Origin of the sequence: Tunturiibacter gelidiferens, assembly GCF_051013345.1 — a bacterium.
Taxonomy (GTDB): domain Bacteria; phylum Acidobacteriota; class Terriglobia; order Terriglobales; family Acidobacteriaceae; genus Edaphobacter; species Edaphobacter gelidiferens_A.
On the sequence record NZ_CP132939.1, the window covers coordinates 5,845,827 to 5,863,638 of the forward strand.

11 protein-coding genes and 2 pseudogenes are annotated in these 17,812 nt (G+C 56.7%); 7 read left to right on the forward strand and 6 right to left on the reverse strand.

The window, feature by feature from the left end; genetic code table 11:
* Window positions 1–101: 101 nt before the first annotated feature.
* The 3 genes from RBB80_RS29560 to RBB80_RS29570 form a co-directional block, all read right to left on the reverse strand.
* Window positions 102–1,169: an ATP-dependent DNA ligase gene (locus RBB80_RS29560; RefSeq protein WP_433965732.1), complete on the reverse strand. Its 1,068-nt coding sequence runs from the start codon at window positions 1,167–1,169 to the stop codon at window positions 102–104.
* Between the two features lie 730 nt (window positions 1,170–1,899).
* Complete coding sequence (gene xylB / locus RBB80_RS29565) at window positions 1,900–3,381, reverse strand: xylulokinase (RefSeq protein ID WP_433965733.1); 1,482 nt, start codon at window positions 3,379–3,381, stop codon at window positions 1,900–1,902.
* Between the two features lie 37 nt (window positions 3,382–3,418).
* On the reverse strand, window positions 3,419–4,687 hold the full coding sequence (locus RBB80_RS29570; RefSeq protein WP_433965734.1) for an ROK family protein: 1,269 nt from the start codon (window positions 4,685–4,687) through the stop codon (window positions 3,419–3,421).
* 428 nt (window positions 4,688–5,115) lie between these two features.
* On the opposite strand from RBB80_RS29570, the gene RBB80_RS29575 reads away from it, so the two are divergent.
* The 7 genes and pseudogenes from RBB80_RS29575 to RBB80_RS29605 all read left to right on the forward strand — a co-directional run bounded on the left by RBB80_RS29575 (window position 5,116) and on the right by RBB80_RS29605 (window position 12,994).
* Window positions 5,116–6,804 carry a sodium:solute symporter family protein gene (locus RBB80_RS29575; RefSeq protein ID WP_433965735.1) on the forward strand — a complete coding sequence of 563 codons (1,689 nt, stop codon included), beginning with the start codon at window positions 5,116–5,118 and terminating at the stop codon, window positions 6,802–6,804.
* Window positions 6,805–6,826: 22 nt separating this feature from the next.
* Complete coding sequence (locus RBB80_RS29580) at window positions 6,827–7,081, forward strand: hypothetical protein (protein WP_433965736.1); 255 nt, start codon at window positions 6,827–6,829, stop codon at window positions 7,079–7,081.
* A gap of 48 nt (window positions 7,082–7,129) precedes the next feature.
* Entirely contained in the window at window positions 7,130–8,140 is a 1,011-nt protein-coding gene (locus RBB80_RS29585; RefSeq protein WP_433965737.1) for a xylose isomerase, read from the forward strand.
* Window positions 8,137–8,445 (forward strand): hypothetical protein, encoded by a 309-nt coding sequence (locus tag RBB80_RS29590; protein WP_433965738.1) that lies wholly within the window; start codon window positions 8,137–8,139, stop codon window positions 8,443–8,445. The genes RBB80_RS29585 and RBB80_RS29590 overlap by 4 nt, the downstream gene beginning before the upstream one ends.
* Window positions 8,446–8,506: 61 nt before the next feature.
* A complete protein-coding gene (locus RBB80_RS29595; RefSeq protein ID WP_433965739.1) occupies window positions 8,507–10,582 on the forward strand; it encodes a beta-galactosidase in 2,076 nt (691 codons plus the stop codon).
* A gap of 138 nt (window positions 10,583–10,720) precedes the next feature.
* Window positions 10,721–12,724, forward strand: a pseudogene (locus RBB80_RS29600) (glycosyl hydrolase family 95 catalytic domain-containing protein); the annotation flags it as partial.
* 6 nt (window positions 12,725–12,730) lie between these two features.
* A complete protein-coding gene (locus tag RBB80_RS29605; RefSeq protein ID WP_433969953.1) occupies window positions 12,731–12,994 on the forward strand; it encodes a glycoside hydrolase family 95-like protein in 264 nt (87 codons plus the stop codon).
* A gap of 38 nt (window positions 12,995–13,032) precedes the next feature.
* Here RBB80_RS29605 and RBB80_RS29610 read toward each other — a convergent pair whose 3' ends face one another.
* The 3 genes and pseudogenes from RBB80_RS29610 to RBB80_RS29620 form a co-directional block, all read right to left on the reverse strand.
* Window positions 13,033–15,411, reverse strand: a complete 2,379-nt coding sequence (locus tag RBB80_RS29610; RefSeq protein WP_433965740.1) for a TIM-barrel domain-containing protein — start codon at window positions 15,409–15,411, stop codon at window positions 13,033–13,035.
* Between the two features lie 42 nt (window positions 15,412–15,453).
* Window positions 15,454–15,903, reverse strand: coding sequence for a fibronectin type III-like domain-contianing protein (locus RBB80_RS29615; protein WP_433969955.1), 450 nt, complete (start codon window positions 15,901–15,903; stop codon window positions 15,454–15,456).
* Window positions 15,877–17,630 (reverse strand): annotated as a pseudogene (locus tag RBB80_RS29620) (glycoside hydrolase family 3 protein); the annotation flags it as partial. The gene RBB80_RS29615 and the pseudogene RBB80_RS29620, both read right to left, overlap by 27 nt.
* Window positions 17,631–17,812: the final 182 nt, after the last annotated feature.

Genomic DNA, 17,812 nt, shown 5'->3' on the forward strand with positions numbered 1-17,812 from the left:
GTCCGGATCAACTTGAGAAACGTCCCAGAAACACTTCGCCCGTCCCAGCAGATACCAGATCCAGACGATGACCCAACCCGATAGCCGATTTTATCTTCAGCTCATCTACCCGTTGCAAACACAACCCCTAATTCCTCTGGCGGAACGATCTCCAACTGCACGTAGGTACAATCTTCTGGTCGCTTGTCCGGGCGCCATCTTCTAAACTGTGCCATATGTCGAAAACGATCTCCCTGCATATGTTCGTATGCGACTTCAACGACCAGCTCCGGTCGTAGCGCTACCCATGAGAGATCTTTCTTGGCATTCCACCTGCTTGGACCGCCCGGCATTTGCTGCGTACTTCCCTCAGCCCCGTCACACCACGGATGGCCATTTGATGCGTTGTGACGAAAGGGCGCGAGAAACTCAACCAGTTCCCGGCGCTTCGCCACTGTGAAACTCGCACACACTCCGACATGATGTAGCACCGAGGTGGCATTGTAGAGGCCAAGCAGAAGCGAGCCCACCGCTATACCCTCCCCGCCCTTGTGCCAGCGAAATCCTGCTACGACACAATCGCAATCCCGTACATGTTTGATCTTCAGCATGGATCGCTTGCCCGGCTCGTATTGGCCACCGATAGGCTTGGCCATTACGCCGTCCAGGCCCGCACCCTCGAAACGTCGGAACCAATCCTGTGCGATGTCTCGATCTCGCGTAGAGGAGTCTGGTGGATTGGCGGACTTACCTCCCGAAGCAACTCGGAAAGTCTCTTTTTCTTTCCCCAAAGGCTCAGCGCGCAGATCTAGCTCGCCGAGACAGAGAAGATCGAAGAATACGATCGCGGCAGGTTTCTGCTCTGCAAGAAGCTTGATCCGAGATGCGGCTGGATGGATGCGAAGTTGAAGTGCGTCGAACTCAAGCCGACCTTGCGCGGCGATTACAATTTCGCCGTCCAACACGCACTTCATGGGCAGCTGCTGCAGTAGCGTTGCTACCAGCTCAGGAAAATAGCGATTTAATGACTTGCAGTCTCTACTCTGGATGAGAATTTCGTTATGGTCACGAAACACCAGAGTACGAAAACCATCCCATTTCGGCTCGAAAACCCATTCGCCGGATTCCGGGATCTGTGCGACTCGTTTCGCAAGCATCGGCAGCACTGAGGGGTTGACGGGCAGATTCACGAATACATCCTATCCTGGCTAATAAGCGGTCTTTCTGTGCGCAGATTTCTTTGCGTTTGTGCCTTGGCGAGGACGCCGCCGTCCACCAGCTTATCTGTACCTGACGTCTCCCCTAGTCCATTAGGAACGTTTCGCGACGTCAAGCATTCGGCTTTTACTGTCCTTATCTCCTTCATTCCGCTGTCCCTTTTTGGTTACGACAAACCGTCAATTTTCAAGGATGTGTAGACAGTGTCAGAGGTTGCCCTACATCTCGCGTTAGGGTCGAACCCGGCTTTTTATGGAAGCATTATTTTGATTCTCAGTAAATCCATAGAAGCCGGCTTACACCTGGCCGGTCGACCGTCGTACTTTTCGACTGCATTTTCCTGGCTCTATCAGCGGCCGGTGCATCAACGCTCTCTGGCGAGGCCGTTGCTTTTGTTTAAGACGCGTTCGCCCATCTGAAGTGATTGGCGCTACTTCCGAAGCACAGCCTCTCCTAGACAAGGCAGGAGTGGTGCCCGACAAAGGAGTAGTTACGAGCAAGAATGGTGCGCCAGATCCGTTCCTTGGCCGAGCTGCAATGGGACGCATCTGGGAAAGAGAGCCGTCAGTCCGCACAGTGTTTTAGAGCTATCCGAGAGACTCGACAGCTCTTTGACGGTTAACAGAGGGACGGGGAGATTCCAGATGTGTTTGGAACCTGAATTTCCATGACAATAGTTGGGCGCGAAATCCCTAGCCCCGGCTAAACGCCGTATTGAATGGCCCGGTGGTGCTTGTAAGCTGCGCGCGCTTGAGAGTATTGCGATGCTAGGGCAGGATTCGGTGAGGCCGTTCTCTTGTCATCTATTTTGACGCAACGATCACAGATTTCGATGAAAGTCTCCGGCGAGCCGATTTCGCTGCGAGCGGCGAAGATAGCCTGGATGCAGGCGCCGAGACAGCCTGCCTCCTCTTCACGAGGGATATGAACAGCTGTACCGCTGGCATCGGCGAGGAGCTGACGCCATTGCGCGGATCTTGACCCGCCGCCGATGAGCAGAATGCGTTTGGCGTTGGTGCCTTCGAGGATAAGATCGAGACCGTCTAGAATGCCGAAGCTGACTCCTTCGATTGTTGCGCGGATAAAATTTTCAGCCCCGAAGTTGGATGCGGAGATTCCGATGAGAGAGCCGTGCGCGTAGGGCAGATCAGGGGTGCGCTCGCCGTTCAGAAAGGGAATGAAGGTCAATGCGTTTGACCCGGGGTTGGTGGTGGCAAGGGCAAATTCTATATCGGCGACGGTACGGCCAAGGGTGTCCAGAATCTGAGTGACGACGTTGGTTGCATTCATAGTACATACGAGCGGAAGCCAGCCGTCAGAAGAGGAACAAAAGGGAGCGACGCTCGGATTCTGCTTAGCTGCGAGCTCGTTGCGAAAGGAGTAGACCGTGGCAGAGGTACCAACGCTCATGGTGACGACGCCTTCGGTAACATTGCCTGTGCCAATGGCTCCCATCATGTTGTCGCCCCCGCCGCTGGCGACGAGACAGGAGTTGGAGATGCAGAGATCGGCGGCTACATCCGGCTTTACGGTGCCAATGATTCGCTGCACTGGAACGAGAGGCGAAAGCGCGCGAAGGAGATGACCGGTGCCGTGATCGATGGAGGCGAGGACCTCGGCGGCCCAGGTACGATTGCGGACATCGAAGTATCCGGTTCCGGAGGCATCTCCGTACTCCGCGCAGAGATTGCCCGTAAGCCAGAAATTCAGGTACTCGTGGGGAAGAAGAATGTGACGGATTCTGGCGAAGTTTTCTGGTTCCTGCTGCTGTAACCAAAGCAGCTTTGATACGGTGTAGCCGGTGAGGGGGATGATACCGAAGCGCTCGAAGAAAGCTTGCTGCCCTCCGAAGCGAGCGATGAGTTCGGCATTCTGCGGTGCTGTTTCGGTGTCGTTCCAGAGCTTGGCGGGACGAATGACCTGCATACGCTCGTCGAGAACGACAAGGCCGTGCTGCTGGCCAGAGACCGCGAGAGCCTCGATTTGACAGGCAGGAGCCTGTGATATCGCTTGCTTCACTGAGAGGCGGAGCGCGTCAATCCACCATTGAGGTTCCTGCTCGCGGGCGCCGGAGGAACGCTGGATGACCTGATGCGTGGCATGTCCTCGACCGTACGCGATGCCCTGTTCATCGATCAGGAGAGCCTTTGTCCCTTGAGTGCCGCAGTCGATACCTAAATACATAGATGTAAGTCTCGTGATTATGTGCGTTGCTTGCGGTTTAATTACTAGCCTCGGAGCGCTTGCTTGCATTCAATTTGTCTTTCGTGCCGCGTCGCGATGAGCTGTGATAGCCGGAGTGACGCTGGAGTGCGATCGCGGCAGCTCCGCGAAGGCGCGCCATCTCCCCTCCCGTTGTGACCTCGAGGCGGGGTGGCAAGCCTGCGAGAATGCCTGATACTAACTCGTCCTGCACAATGGAACCATAGGTGGACCAAGCTGTGGTGAGCGCGCCGGTGATGAGGATGAGTTCCGGAGAAAGAGCCGCGGTGACGAGGCGGAGGCCTTGTCCGAGATGCAGGGCCTGCTTCTTTATCGCCTTGATTGCGAGAAGATCACCTTCTTCGGCGAGGTGCATGAGGTTTTGAATGGAGGTGACGTTTGCGTTTGGATTGAATTCGGAATAGAAGCGCAGGGCTGCGTCGGATGAAGCGAACGTCTCCCAGCAACCGCGCTTGCCGCAGCCGCAGAGAGGGCCGGCAGGATCAACCGGGATGTGACCGAACTCACCCGCGAGGCCGTTTAGGCCCGAGACGATCTGCCCGTTGGCAAAGATTGCAGTGCCAAGGCCTTCGGAGAGGCTGATGAGAACTGCGTTGCGCGTCTTGTCCATGCGGCCGAACCAGAGTTCGGAGAGAAGGCACGCTGTCGCGTCGTTGTCGAGTTCGACCTGAAGGCGAAGCTTTTTCTGAATCGCTCCTTTGATGTCGTAGTCCGTCCATTTGAGATTCGGGGCGTGGATGAGATGATTTGTCTTTGGATGAACGCGGCCCGGTACGCTAATCCCAACGCCTTCGAAGGTTTTGTGGGGGAAGCGATCGCGCATGGCCTGCATGGTTTCGATCATTCCGGCGACCGATCGCTCCGGATCAGAGAAGATGCTGATCTCCTCGTGGGCAAGCATGCGGCCATTGAGGTCGATAATGGCGAGTATTGCTCTGCGGGGCCGAAGGTCGGCGACCAACATCACGAGGTTGTCATTAAGAGAGAGCATAGTCGGGCGGCGGCCGCGCGGTCTGCGGGCGACGGCGCCCTCAACAATCCATGTCTCCTGGAGGAGCTGCTCGACGATATTGGAGACGGTGCTTGGCTGCAAGCCAGAGATGCGTGAGAGATCGGCACGCGAGATGGGCTGCTTGGAACGAACGATCTCCAACACGATGTCGCGGTTGATGTCGCGAGCGATCTCGCTTGATGCGAGCTCTACATAGGCGAGGTCGATCCGCCGGAAGCCTTTGTCGACGTGCTCTGTTCTTTCTTTAGCAGACATGGTGCGCTCGCACGATCTGAGAGTTCATCAGTCCTCCATAGTGGGAGAGGTGCTGTCCCACAAATTGCCGTATCTCGACTTTGCAGGGATGTGCGTGAGAATCCCTGAGTTAATAAATCGCAGGAACTATTTCTTCGACGTCCAGTATAGCGGCGTGCCGCTTCTATTTATAGAGATAAGTGAAATGAACTCGAAAGCGGTGTGTAAAAATCTCACAAACACCTAATTATGTGCGGCCAGAGCGTTGATATGGATCTTGGAGCCGGTGCGATCTTCATTGACAACTTTGCGGAGTAGTGGATATAGTTCGGGTCGCGAGTAAAATGTAGCTCTTGATGTGCCCTGACGCTTTATCTACTTTCTTGGAAGGCCTTCCGTAGTACATGATGCTTTCTGTCGCTTCCAACTCTCCTCTACTCGGCGCCCAGATGACGCGACTTAATCCAGTCGACGTCCTGATCCTGCTGCTCTACCTCGCTTTGGTCATCTTCATTGGGTTTTATGTGAAGGGGGCAACGAACACCAGCGAAGAGTTCTTCCTTGCTGGAAGAGAGATGTCGGCATGGGTGGCTGGGCTTAGCTTCGTGTCAGCAAATCTGGGATCACTGGAGCTAATGGGATGGGCGGGGGCCGCATATCAGTATGGGATGTTGGCGACTCACTGGTACTGGATCGGCGCAATTCCAGCGATGCTGTTCCTCGGCATCGTAATGATGCCGTTCTACTACATCTCGAAAACCCACTCTGTGCCGGGTTATCTTCATCTGAGGTTTGGCGAGGGCGCAAGAGCAGTGAGCGCCGTGTCGTTTGCCTTGATGACGATCCTTATGAGCGGGGTGAATATGTACGCCATGGCTGTCGTGATGCAGACAGTGCTTGGCTGGAATCTGACGTTCTCGATCTGGGTGGGCGCGGGGACAGTAGCGCTGTACGTGATGCTTGGGGGCTTACGCTCAGCCATCATCAACGAGGTGCTCCAGTTTGTTTTGATATGGGCGGGGGCCGCGACAATTCCGATTTTGGGGTTGATCGAAGCCCATGGCTGGACCAACCTGAAGGCGCAGATTGCGGCGAACGTAGGCAACGCCAACTATACGCACCTGTGGAACACACTTGGAGGATTCAGGGACAATCCGATGGGCGTGCACTGGACAGGTATCGTGTTTGGCCTGGGGTTTGTCATCAGCTTCGGCTACTGGACGACGGATTTCCTTGTGGTGCAGCGTGTGTTGAGTGCGAACAGTCTGCGCTCCGCAAAGATGGCGCCTGTGATCGGTGCGGCGTTCAAGATGGCAGTTCCGTTGATCGTGATCCTGCCTGGCCTGATCGCGCTTGGACTGCACAATGCGGATGGCTCTATGGTGTTTCACTTGGTGCCCGGGAGTATAGCGAAGGCGACCGGACAGCATAGCTACGACGACGTGCTGCCGTTGATGTTAATTCGCTATTGCGGCCCGGGACTTTTAGGACTTGGAATCACGGCGTTAATAGCGGGCTTTATGAGCGGCATGGCGGGAAATATCAGCGCGTTCTCGACCGTCTGGACCTATGACCTCTACGGCGCCTTCATCAACAAAAGAGCGTCGGACAGGCACTACGTAGCGATGGGGCGATGGTCAACGGTCATCGGCATGCTGGTGTCGATTGCAACAGCGTACCTTGTGATGAACGCAGCGTCGATTATGGATTATGTGCAGGCTCTATTCAGCTTTTTTATAGCGCCGCTCTTTGGCACTGTGATCTTGGGGATGCTGTGGAAGAGGGCGACGAGGGCCGGAGGATTCTGGGGGCTGCTGGCCGGGACGCTGGCTTCAATAGGGATGTTTGTGTGGGTCCGTGTAAACGCCGACGGTCTGCGCTACATCGCGATGAGTTCCGACGCACGTCCCATGGCGGAGAATCTCTATCGCGCGCTGTGGAGTTGGCTTATCTGTGTCGGAGTTACAGTGATCGTAAGCCTGATGACAAAGCCGATACCTACCGCGCAACTTGCTGGGCTCGTGTACGGCGTCACTCCGCTGCCGAGCGATGGGGCTGAAAACCTTTGGCAAAAGCCCGTATTCTGGGCGGTCGTCGTGATCGTTGTGTTTTTCATCCTGAATATAGTGTTCTTTTAAAAGCGAAATGCGAGGAACTGCGATGACAGAGGATCGTTCTCACGAATTGAAAGGGCGGACAGGCAGAGCGAAGCTCTCCATCTGGTTTTTCTGCGGCATCCTAATGCTGGCTGATGGCATGGTTCTATTGGGTCAAGGTATTTTCGAGCGCTTCGGGCATGCGCCCGCAACAGTTTTGGCGAATCTGCAACCGACGCTCTGGTGGGGAGTTCTTCTGACTCTCTTTGGAGCGTTCTACACCGTGCGGTTCCGGCCTGCGACGCATTCGGTGAATTGAGTTTTTGTGCAGTACAAAGCGCAAAACACACGTTTATTTGGGGGATATATGGGTCAATCGATTTTTGGAAACTTTCCGACCGTCCGATATGAGGGAGCCGAGAGCGTTTCCGATCTGGCTTACCGCTGGTACGATGCGGACCGAACAGTGTTGGGAAAGCCGCTCCGCGAGCATTTGCGTTTTGCAGTCGCTTATTGGCACAGTCTCGCGATGAACGGTAGCGACCCATTTGGCGCGCCGACGATTCGCCGTCCGTGGATGGACCGCATCGATGCGATGCAGGCCGCGCAGGATAAGGCTGACGCTGCATTCGATCTTTTTCGTGTTCTCGATCTCCCCTTCTATACGTTCCATGATCGCGATATCACTCCCGACGGGGCGACCCTGCGCGAGTCTATTGCGAATCTTCACAGCATGTCGGATTACATGGCGAAGAAGATGGAGTCGTCAAAGACTCGGCTGCTGTGGGGTACCGCGAACCTGTTCACTCATCCGCGATTCATGTCCGGTGCGGCGACTAATCCGGACCCAGAGATATTTGCATACAGTGCGACGACGATCAAGCATTGCATGGATGTGACGAAAAAGCTGCGCGGAGAGAACTACGTCTTGTGGGGCGGCCGCGAGGGATACGAGACGCTATTGAACACCAATCTGAAGCGCGAGCTGGAGCAGATGGGCCGCATGCTTGCTTTGGTTGTGGAGTACAAACACAAGATCGGATTCAGCGGCCAGATACTGCTTGAACCGAAGCCGAAGGAGCCGACCGTGCATCAATACGACTTCGATACGGCGACGGTATTTGGGTTTCTGAAGAGGTTTGGCCTTGAGAGCGAGGTGAAGGTGAATCTTGAGGCTAATCATGCATTGCTGGCGGGACACACCTTCGAGCATGAGATTGCCACGGCCGCTGACCTGGGGATTCTCGGTTCGCTCGATATCAACCGCGGCGACCCGTTACTTGGCTGGGACACGGATCAGTTTCCGGTAGATCGGTACTCGATGACCCTTGCGATGTATCACGTGATCCAGGCTGGGGGCTCGGACAGGGCGGCATGAACTTCGATGCAAAGGTGCGTAGGCAGTCGATCGAGCCCGAGGATCTGCTACACGCGCATATTGGTGGTGTGGATATGTGTGCTCGTGCGTTCCTGACCGCGGCGAAGATCCATGAAGAAGGACGTCTCGCCGAGATTGTGGAAGCGCGCTATGCGGGTTGGAAGCTGCCGGAGAACACTGCGATGCTTGCGGGCAAGGAGTCGCTGGACGCGATCGCTGCCCGAAGCGAAGAGCGCAACATCAATCCCCAGCCACGATCGGGGCGGCAAGAGCAGTTAGAAAATCTTATCAACCGTTATCTGTAGTCGAGGCAAGGGCCGCATCGGACAGCGAACACCGGTGTGGTCCTGCAGTGAAGGAGTTTCGATGATTTTCCGGCGTTGGGTTACACGATCTGCATTTGTTCTGTTGATCTCGGCTGTCCCTGCTCTTTCGCAGGTTCCGTTGCCGACAGATTCACGACGCCCCGCATTGGGGCTCGGAGCGGCGTGGTATCCCGAGCAGTGGCCGCAGAGCCGATGGGATGCGGACCTCACGCTCATGGAACAGGCGCATGTAAATTTTGTGCGTGTTGGTGAGTTTGCGTGGAGCACCATCGAGCCTCACGAGAGCGAATTTCATTTGGAGTGGTTGCAACATGCAGTGCGTGCGGCGGAACGGCATCACATCGCGGTTGTAATGGGCACACCATCCGCCGCGCCGCCAGCGTGGCTTACACAGAAGTATCCGGAGACCCTGCGCACCATGGAAAACGGCAGGAAGGACGGGCATGGAAATCGCCAACAGTTCGACTGGAGCGATCCAAAGTATCGTGAGCTGAGCCGGACAGTCGCCGAAAAGATGGCGGAAACCTTCGGCCATGACCCCAACGTGATCGGCTGGCAGATTGATAACGAATATGCCAATGAGAGCTACGGGGCAACCACGCAAGCGCAGTTTCAAAGCTGGCTTCGCGCCAAGTATGGAACGCTTGAGAATCTAAATGCGCGGTGGACTACCGCTTATTGGAGTGAGACCTACCAGGACTGGAGCCAGATTCCGATCGCCGAACATGGGGGCAACCCAGGCCTGATGCTCAACTGGAAGGAGTTCGTCTCCGATACATGGCGGAGTTATCAGAAGAATCAGTTGGATGCGATTCGTGCGCATGCTGACCCTCGACAGATGATCACGACGAACATGATGGGATGGTTCGACGCATACGATCACTACACCGTGGCGCAGGATCTGGACTTTGCCTCGTGGGACGACTACGTAGGGACCGGACATCTGGATCCAGTTCGCAATGGCGCTACCCACGATTTGACCCGAGGATTATTGCGGAAGAATTTCTGGGTGATGGAAACCCAGCCGGGCTTTGTGAACTGGCAGACGGACAACAATGCGCTCGACAAGGGCGAAGTGCGGGCTATGGCGTGGAATGCGATTGGACACGGCTCGGAGGCAGTCCAGTACTGGCAGTGGCGGAGCGCGCTGAACGGACAGGAGCAGTACCACGGTACGCTGGTTGGAGCCGATGGAACGCCCGTCCCCCTATACGACGAGGTGAAGCAGATTGGGGCGGAGTTTGAGAAGGCCGCTCCAGTGCTCGCCGGAACGACCGTGAGGTCGCAGGTTGCGGTGCTGCAAGACTACTCAAGTCGATGGGCCGTCAATTGGCAGAGGCACAATAAGGCATTCGATCCTGTCGATGCTCTGTTGAGTTACTACACTCCTCTGCATAAACTTGCTGGTTCGGTGGACGTGGTTGCGGATACAGCCCCTCTGACGCAGTACAAGCTGGTCGTGGCTCCGGCGTTGAACGTACTGACACCGGAGGCTGCAAAGAATTTGGAGACTTACGTTCGTATGGGTGGCAATCTCGTGCTGGGGCAGCGGAGTGCCATGAAGGACGAAGACAATAGTCTCTTTCCAGAGCGGCAGCCGGGTCCATTCGCCGCATTGCTGGGAGCGAAAGTTGAGCAGTTTTACGCACTGGATCAACCTGTGCCGGTAAGCGGCGTGTGGGGGGATGCGCAGGATACGACCTGGGCCGAACAGCTTGGCGTAACGGATCAGGCTACCCAGGTTCTGATGCGTTACGGAAAGAGCAACGGCTGGTTGGACGGACAACCCGCGGCTGTGACACGGAAAGTCGGGCGAGGAACGATTACATACATTGGTACGGGGCTTGATGCAGCTGCGATGAAACGTGCTGCGGAGTGGATGCTCAAGGAGAGCGGCGTCGCAACGGTATTGCCTGAGATTCCGGCAGACGTGGATGTGGCGATACGGTCGAACGAAAAGACGCGGGTTGTCATTCTGACGAACTACGGATCAGAGATGCGCGCCATCAAGCTGCCGCATACAATGCACGATGTGCTCAAGGGTGGGCACACAACAAGCGTTTCACTTCCGCGGTTTGGCGTTGTGGTGCTTCAGGAATCGGCCGGTAGTAAGTAGGAGGATCGCTTTGTCTGGCTTCGCGAAGGCGGAACGATGTGGCGCGCTCACGTTGTTGTTAGGCTTTAGTTCAATGCTTGCCGCCCAGAGCTTCGTGCCTTCCGGGGACCTGCTGGTGCGCTTCCCGCCCCGGCGCGCGTCTTCGAAGAGGCCATGCCAACGGGCAATGGGCGGCTAGGAGCGACGATGTATGGCGGCGTCTCCGAGGAGCGAGTGGATTTGAATGAGAGTTCAATGTGGTCCGGCTCACCCCACGACTCGGATCGCACCGACGCTGCCAGGGAGCTTCCAGAGATTCGAAGGCTTCTGCTTGCAGGTGACAATGTGGCCGCCGAGACGCTGGTAAATAAGAGCTTTACATCGGCTGATGCAGGGAGCGGCGATCCTCGCTATGGTTCGTACGAGGAGCTGGGAAAGCTGCTGCTCTCGTTTGACGAGTTGAAGGACGCGAACGCCAGCGAATATCGCAGATGGCTTGATCTCGACGGGGCCGTGGCAACGACGAGTTTCGTTGCAAATGGATTACGCTATACACGCGAAGTGTTCACAAGCGCCCCGGATCAGGTGATTGTGGTGCACTTGAGCGCGAGCCGATCACGTTCGCTATCGTTGCGCGTTCGTCTCGGCAGAGTGGAGCGTTTCCAGACGAAGGCCCACGGTAACGATGGCTTGGTGATGACCGGCGCGCTAGATTCGGGCGCGTACGACATAACTGGTCTTCGGTATGCCACCCGTGTGCGAGCGTTCAATCGTGGTGGCAAGATAAAACCGGTCGATGGCGATTCTCTTTTGATCTCTCGCGCTGACGAGATTACGTTGCTGGTGACCGCGGCAACTAACTATAGGGGTTTCGCGGGCCGTCGCAGCAATGACGCCGAGGCCGCCGCTTTGCAGGACATGCGCGCAGCAGCACAGCGGCCTTATGCGTCGTTGCTGGCCCGCCACCAGGCAGACTATCGCAGCTACTTCCGCCGAGTATCGCTTGCGATGGGAGGCGGCGACGCAGGGCTGGAGCGGCGCACGGCCGCGGACCGCTTAGCGGCGGCTCATAAGGGAGCGGACGATCCTGGGTTGGCGGCGCTCGACTTTCAATTCGGGCGCTACCTGTTGATTTCGTCGTCTCGTCCCGGTGGCTTGCCGGCAAATCTTCAAGGGCTTTGGGCAGAGGGGATTCATCCTGCGTGGAAGGGCGACTGGCACCTGAACGTCAATGTTCAGATGAACTATTGGCCTGCGGAGCCGACGGGGCTAGGAGATCTTACGGATCCGCTGTTTGCTCTGATGGAAGGTCTGCAGGTGCCCGGCGGACATACCGCACGGAGCTACTACGGCGCCGATGGATGGGTCGCACATGTGATGACGAATGCGTGGGGCTTCACATCACCCGGAGAAGAGGCTTCGTGGGGTTCGACTATTATCGGTTCGGCGTGGCTGTGCCAACACATATGGGAGCACTATCTCTACACGGGCGACGTGGAGTTTTTACGGCGCATGTATCCCGTGATGAAGAGCGCTTCGGAGTTTTATCTGTCGATGCTGGTCGAGGAGCCGAAGCATGGATGGTTTGTCACCGCGCCCTCCAATTCGCCGGAGAACACCTTTTACATGCCCGATGGACGGAAGGCCAGCGTGTGCATGGGACCTGCGATCGACGAGGAGAATTTGCGTTATCTGTTTGACGCGACGGCAGAGGCGGAGGCGAAGATTGGCCTGGACGGAGACCTGCGAGCGAGGCTGATCCAAACGCGGGCGCAGCTTGCTCCGATCCAGATTGGCGGCGACGGCCGCGTGATGGAGTGGCTTGAACCATATCGTGAGGTTGATCCACATCACCGTCATGTTTCGCATCTGTGGGCTGTGTATCCCGGAGGAGAGATCGATCCTGAAACAACTCCGAAGTTGGCTGGGGCTGCGCGACAGTCGCTGGAGGTAAGAGGCGATGCCGCAACGGGTTGGTCGCTTGCTTACAAGATGTTGCTGTGGGCGCGGCTCGGAGACGGGGACCGTGCGTATGCCTTGCTACGAAACCTCTGGAATCCCGTCGATCCGATTAAACAGAGCTCGGCCGGAAGCTTTCCGAATTTGTGGGATTCGCATCCGCCGTTCCAGATCGATGGCAACTTTGGCGCTACCGCAGCGATTGCGGAGATGTTGCTCGATAGCCGCCCGAATGAAGTTCGCGTGCTACCTGCATTGCCCTCCGCATTGCCCGAGGGGCGGGTCGACGGGCTACGGGCAATGGGAGGAGTAACCGTTGGAGTGACATGGAAGGCTAGGCGGATGACTGAGTTGAGGCTAAAGTCAAAGCGCCATGGGGTCGTCAGAGTCCGCTACGGATCGGTTGTGAGGGAGTTGCAGATGAGGGCTGGAGCGAAGAAGGTTCTCGACGGGTTGCTGCGAACGGTTGGCTAGAGCGCGTTCGAGTGACTCAGAAGGTGCGAATCTATCTATCAGTTTTCTACCTCGAGGATCGAGGCGTCGGGCGCACTCCATGCGTCTGGACCGCTGTGGGTTAGCTTGCCTGTAGCGTTGGACCAGTGGAGATGCGTGATTTGGAACTGGCCCTTCTCATAGTTGTAGGTGTTGCCATCGTCCCGATAGAGGTCGAAGTCGCCGTCGGCGCCAGGATAGACGCGAATGCGATCGATCTTCTGGTCTTCGTTGGTGTTTTCAACAGCGCTGCCGAGAGGAATGATCGACCCGGCACGAACGAAGAGAGGAATCGTGTCGATAGGAGCATCGACAGTGATGGTCTGTCCACCATGCGCTTTCGCGTTCGTCCAGAAGTTGTACCAGTCGGTTCCAGCGGGCAGGTAAACCTCGCGTGACGTGCTTCCCTGTTCTGTGACTGGAGCAACAAGGAGGGCGGGGCCGAACATGTATTCGTCGCCGATGTTGGAGACCTTGGGGTCGCTTCCGAAGTCCATGAACAGACCGCGCATGAAAGGAGCGCCAGTCTGGTTGGTCATGTGGCCAAGGCTGTAAATGTACGGCATGAGCTGATAGCGAAGGCGGAGATACTTCACGAGAATTGGCTCGGCCTGCCTGCCGTAGGACCACACCTCATTCTGGGCGCGACTTCCGTGGCTGCGGAAGTTTGGCTGAAAGGCTCCGTACTCGAACCAGCGCACGTAGAGCTCGGGATAGTCATCGTAGTGGCCGACGTTTCCGCGTGCCTCAGAAGGGTCGATGAGCGGAGTGTGCAGCGGAGTGTGGTGCGAGGGAAGATACTGCCAGCCGCCGATGTCTGTGCTCCAGTAGGGTGTACCCGATGCCACAAAGTTGATGCCGGTTGGAACCTGACGTTTCAAGGTGTCCCAATTTCCGCTAATGTCGGAGGACCAGAAAATGGCGCCGTTATGCTGCGCGCCGAGATAGGCGTCGCGAGCGAGGATGAGTGCGCGAGTCGGAAGGTTTTCGCGAAAGCCTTTGTAGAAGGCCGCAGTGTGGAAGAGAGGGTACGTGTTGAAGAATTGCGTGCCAGGGCCGATGTGGAAGTAGCTTCCATTAGGAGGAAGATCTGGCTCGGTCTCGTCGGCCCAGAAGGCGTCGAACCCTTTGCTGACATAGTTCTCTTTGACGACGCTCCAGTACCACTTCGCGGCATCCGGATTGGTGGTGTCGATGTCTGATCCTGCGCGGTCGTAAGGCAGTCCGTTGGTGGGTGTACCGTCGGCGAGGTGCTCGAACCATCCGTTCTTTAGCACTGTGTTGTAGTAACGGCCCTCGGGGACAAAGCGTGGCCAGATACTGATCATGGTGTGGAAGTTCATGGCGTGCAGTTCTTTGTTCATCGCCGTCGGGTCTGGCCACTTAGCGGGATCCATGTCCATCTGACCCATGATGGTGTAGTGAAACCAGTCGATGACGAGGTCGTCGATCGGGTAGTGGCGTTCGCGATATCCGTGCGCCACACCGAGGAGTTCTGCTTGGCTCGTGTAGCGCTGCTTACTTTGAATGTATCCGTATGCCGATTTTGGGAGCATAGGGGTTGAGCCCGTCAGCAGACGATAACCGGCGTAGATCTCATCGTAGGTTGTACCGGCAATGACGAAAAAAGATACTCGCTGGCCGACGTCTGACGTCCAACGCACCTGATCGTTGAATCCAAAGGCAACGGTAGTAGCGGATGGATTGTCCCAAAGAATGCCATAACCTTTATTTGTAACTATGAATGGTACACATACAGTTTGGCCAGAGGGTGCGTTGTAGTCATGAGCACAACGGAGTACATGGTTGCGATGGTCGAGGTAGCCTTCCTGATTCTGACCCAGGCCATAGTAGTGTTCATCAGGAGGAGAAGCAAAGCTGGCCCCGACCTGGAAGAAGGGTGCGTCAGTGGGGCGGCGGTCGTATAGGATGTCGGCGTTGCCATCCTTGTGGTTGGGGACCGACATCTGCCAGCCCTGCATGCGAACGAGGTCAGCATTATCGGGGCTTTTGATGGAGAGGCCGACGCCTGTAGTAGAGCCGTTGAAAAACTTCGCTATGTCGGCGCTGGTTCCGGTGGGAACCCACTTTGGCCCCTGGGGTGAGACCGTGACGACAAGGCGGTTGGAACGCAAGGTGTCACCTGATGTATCGCTACCGGTCGTCCATCCCGCAAGAACTGGCGTCGCTACGATGCCATATCCCGGTGCAGCGAGCGCATCCTCGCGTCGCAGGCTAATGGAGACACGAACGATATTTGGCGCGTAAGGCTCGACGAGCACGGTAGCACTATCACGAGAGAGCGAAAGCTGCTGGGCGCGAATAGCCGGAGTGGCTATGAGCGCGCAAAGACAAGAGAGCGGAATGAAGTGGATAGCGGGGCGAAGGTGCCTGTACATAATTTTCTCTTCTTCGTTCAGTATCTACCAGTGGGTCCGTAACTAACGGGCGACGTTCACGGTTTTGCTTAGCTTGATATCGTCCGAGCTCGCACCAATTCGAAGTTCGATGGGGCCGGGTTCAACAACAAAGGCGTGTTGTGTCTCGTCCCAATAGCCGAGCGATTGCGCGGGCAGGCGAAGAGTGACGGTTTTGGATTCACCAGCGAGAAGGTGTGTGCGTTCGAAGCCTTTCAGCTCTTCGATGGGACGCGAGACGGCGGAGTGAGGATAGGCGACGTAGAGTTGAACGACTTCGTCACCATCTCGCGCGCCTGTGTTGCGTATGTCGGCGGTGATGGTCAAGTCGCCGTTCGGCGCGACGCTGGATGTGCTGACTCGCAGATTCGAATAGGCGAAGGTCGTATAACTGAGACCGAAACCGAAGGCATACAGAGGTTTCTGCTTCAGATAAAGGTAAGTACGTCCGTGGCGAAGATCGTAGTCCATCATGGGAGGAAGCTGATCGATGGAGCTGACCCATGTCTGGGTTAGACGTCCCGCTGGGTTGTAGTCACCGAAGAGCACGTCGGCGAGGGCGGTCCCCTGCTCTTCGCTGTTGTGAGTCATCTGGACGATCGCTGGTATATGCTCCTGGGTCCAGTTGGTTGTGTAAGGGAAGCTTGTTTGCAGGACAACGACGGTCTTAGGATTCGCGGAGTAGACGGACTTGACGAGCTCTTCCTGCTCCAACGTGAGGCTTTTGCGGTCAATCGCTTCTTTGCCCTCGCTCGGTAGCACGCACTTGAACCAGCCTGCGTCACAGGTTGGGTGGTTGCCCACGATTACGATGGCCACATCTGCTTTGGCGGCGAGAGCGGCGGCTTCATTTGCATCATCGCCTTTGGAGAAGGTGACGGAGGAGGAAGATCCAGCGCGTGCGCGGATTCCACCGAGCGGCGTCACGACAAAGGGGGAGTACCGCTGTACCAACCAAGCGCTACGCGGTCGGCGAGTGGGCCGATGACTGCGATGCTCTTTGCGTTGTCGGCACGAAGGGGAAGGATGTTGTTTTCGTTCTTCAAAAGCACGATGGACTCATCGGTGACCTGACGTACGAGACCCTGTCGTTCGGGCCAGTTCCATGGATCCCCCTTTACCTGATCGACTGTGCCGATTTTGGCATAGGGAATTTGTTCTGCAGGGTCCAGCATGCCCAGTCGCAGCATGACGCGAAAGACGCCGCGGATGTTGGCGTCGATCTCCTTCTCGGTGATGAGGTTTTGTTTGAGCGCGTCCATGACAGGCTGACGGTAGTCATCAAGGAACTGGTTGATACCCGCGTGAATCGCGGCGGCAGCGGCCTCAGACATGGTTTTGAAGGCGTGATGATGGGTGACAAGATTGGTGAGAGCCCCGCCGTCGGTGCAAATGATGCCGTCGAAGCCCCACTCCTTGATGACCGTTGAGCGAAGCACCGGATTCTCGATCATCGGCACACCGTTCCATCCGTTGTAGGCCGTCATCATGGCGTTGGCGCCACCTAGTTGGATGGCCATACGGAACGGTACAGAGTAGTACTCGCGGAAGAGGCGCTCGTCGAAGTTCGAGGAGGAGCCGTCGCGGCCGTCTTCGTTGCTGTTGGCGAGGAAGTGCTTGAGGAGAGAGGAAGTGAGCCAGACGTGCGGATCGTCGCCCTGCAGGCCACGAGTAAAAGCGGTGGCCATCGTTCCAACAAGGAATGGGTCTTCGCCGTAAGACTCTTCACTGCGACCCCAGCGAGGATCGCGGCTAAGGTCGGCGTTGGGTGCGCGAACGACCATACCGCCGCGATGGTATTTGCCATAGGCATAGCGAGTTTCATAGCCTTCAGCCGCGGCAGCCTTCTGGATGAGCGCTGGGTCCCACGTCTGGCCGAGTCCCCGCGACTGAGGAAACTGTGTCGTGGGAATGACGGGCAGGTTCTTGCCCTCCCATCCGGCAGGACCTCCAAGGGCGAGCCCATGCAGCCCTTCGACGTGCTGGGTTCCGACGACGCCGAGCCGAGGAATGGTTGGGTTCGTGCTGAGCGCTTGCACCTTCTCCTCAAGCGTCATGTGCGAGAGCAGGTCAGTGATGCGCTCTTCGACAGGGAGGCGGGTGTCCTGAAAGCGATAGGTCTGTTGCGCCGACAAAAGCTGCGAGAAGAAGACGACAGCGAGAGCAGACACAATAAGGAAGGATCGGTTGAACCAGTACATGACAGCGCTACTCCCAATCGTTCTGTGTGATTTGCGGAGGAACTAAAGCGGAACATGATACGAGCCCTGCCGCCAGGGCAGGTGGCGACAGAGCCCGTCGTCCAGTGGTGCAACCAAAGAGCACTCCGTTAGAAGTTGTATTTGATTGCGAGCAACAAGGTGCGTTGTGTGTACTTCGCGTC

What these genes read in the sequence shown, in the direction of transcription:
- RBB80_RS29570 (WP_433965734.1), bottom strand. Translation starts at nt 4,687, where the DNA reads ATGTCTGCTAAAGAAAGAACAGAGCACGTCGACAAAGGCTTCCGGCGG.
- RBB80_RS29615 (WP_433969955.1), bottom strand. Translation starts at nt 15,903, where the DNA reads ATGATGGACTACGATCTTCGCCACGGACGTACTTACCTTTATCTGAAG.
- RBB80_RS29610 (WP_433965740.1), bottom strand. Translation starts at nt 15,411, where the DNA reads ATGTACAGGCACCTTCGCCCCGCTATCCACTTCATTCCGCTCTCTTGT.
- xylB (WP_433965733.1), bottom strand. Translation starts at nt 3,381, where the DNA reads ATGTATTTAGGTATCGACTGCGGCACTCAAGGGACAAAGGCTCTCCTG.
- RBB80_RS29585 (WP_433965737.1), top strand. Translation starts at nt 7,130, where the DNA reads ATGGGTCAATCGATTTTTGGAAACTTTCCGACCGTCCGATATGAGGGA.
- RBB80_RS29595 (WP_433965739.1), top strand. Translation starts at nt 8,507, where the DNA reads ATGATTTTCCGGCGTTGGGTTACACGATCTGCATTTGTTCTGTTGATC.
- RBB80_RS29580 (WP_433965736.1), top strand. Translation starts at nt 6,827, where the DNA reads ATGACAGAGGATCGTTCTCACGAATTGAAAGGGCGGACAGGCAGAGCG.
- RBB80_RS29575 (WP_433965735.1), top strand. Translation starts at nt 5,116, where the DNA reads ATGACGCGACTTAATCCAGTCGACGTCCTGATCCTGCTGCTCTACCTC.
- RBB80_RS29605 (WP_433969953.1), top strand. Translation starts at nt 12,731, where the DNA reads ATGTTGCTCGATAGCCGCCCGAATGAAGTTCGCGTGCTACCTGCATTG.
- RBB80_RS29590 (WP_433965738.1), top strand. Translation starts at nt 8,137, where the DNA reads ATGAACTTCGATGCAAAGGTGCGTAGGCAGTCGATCGAGCCCGAGGAT.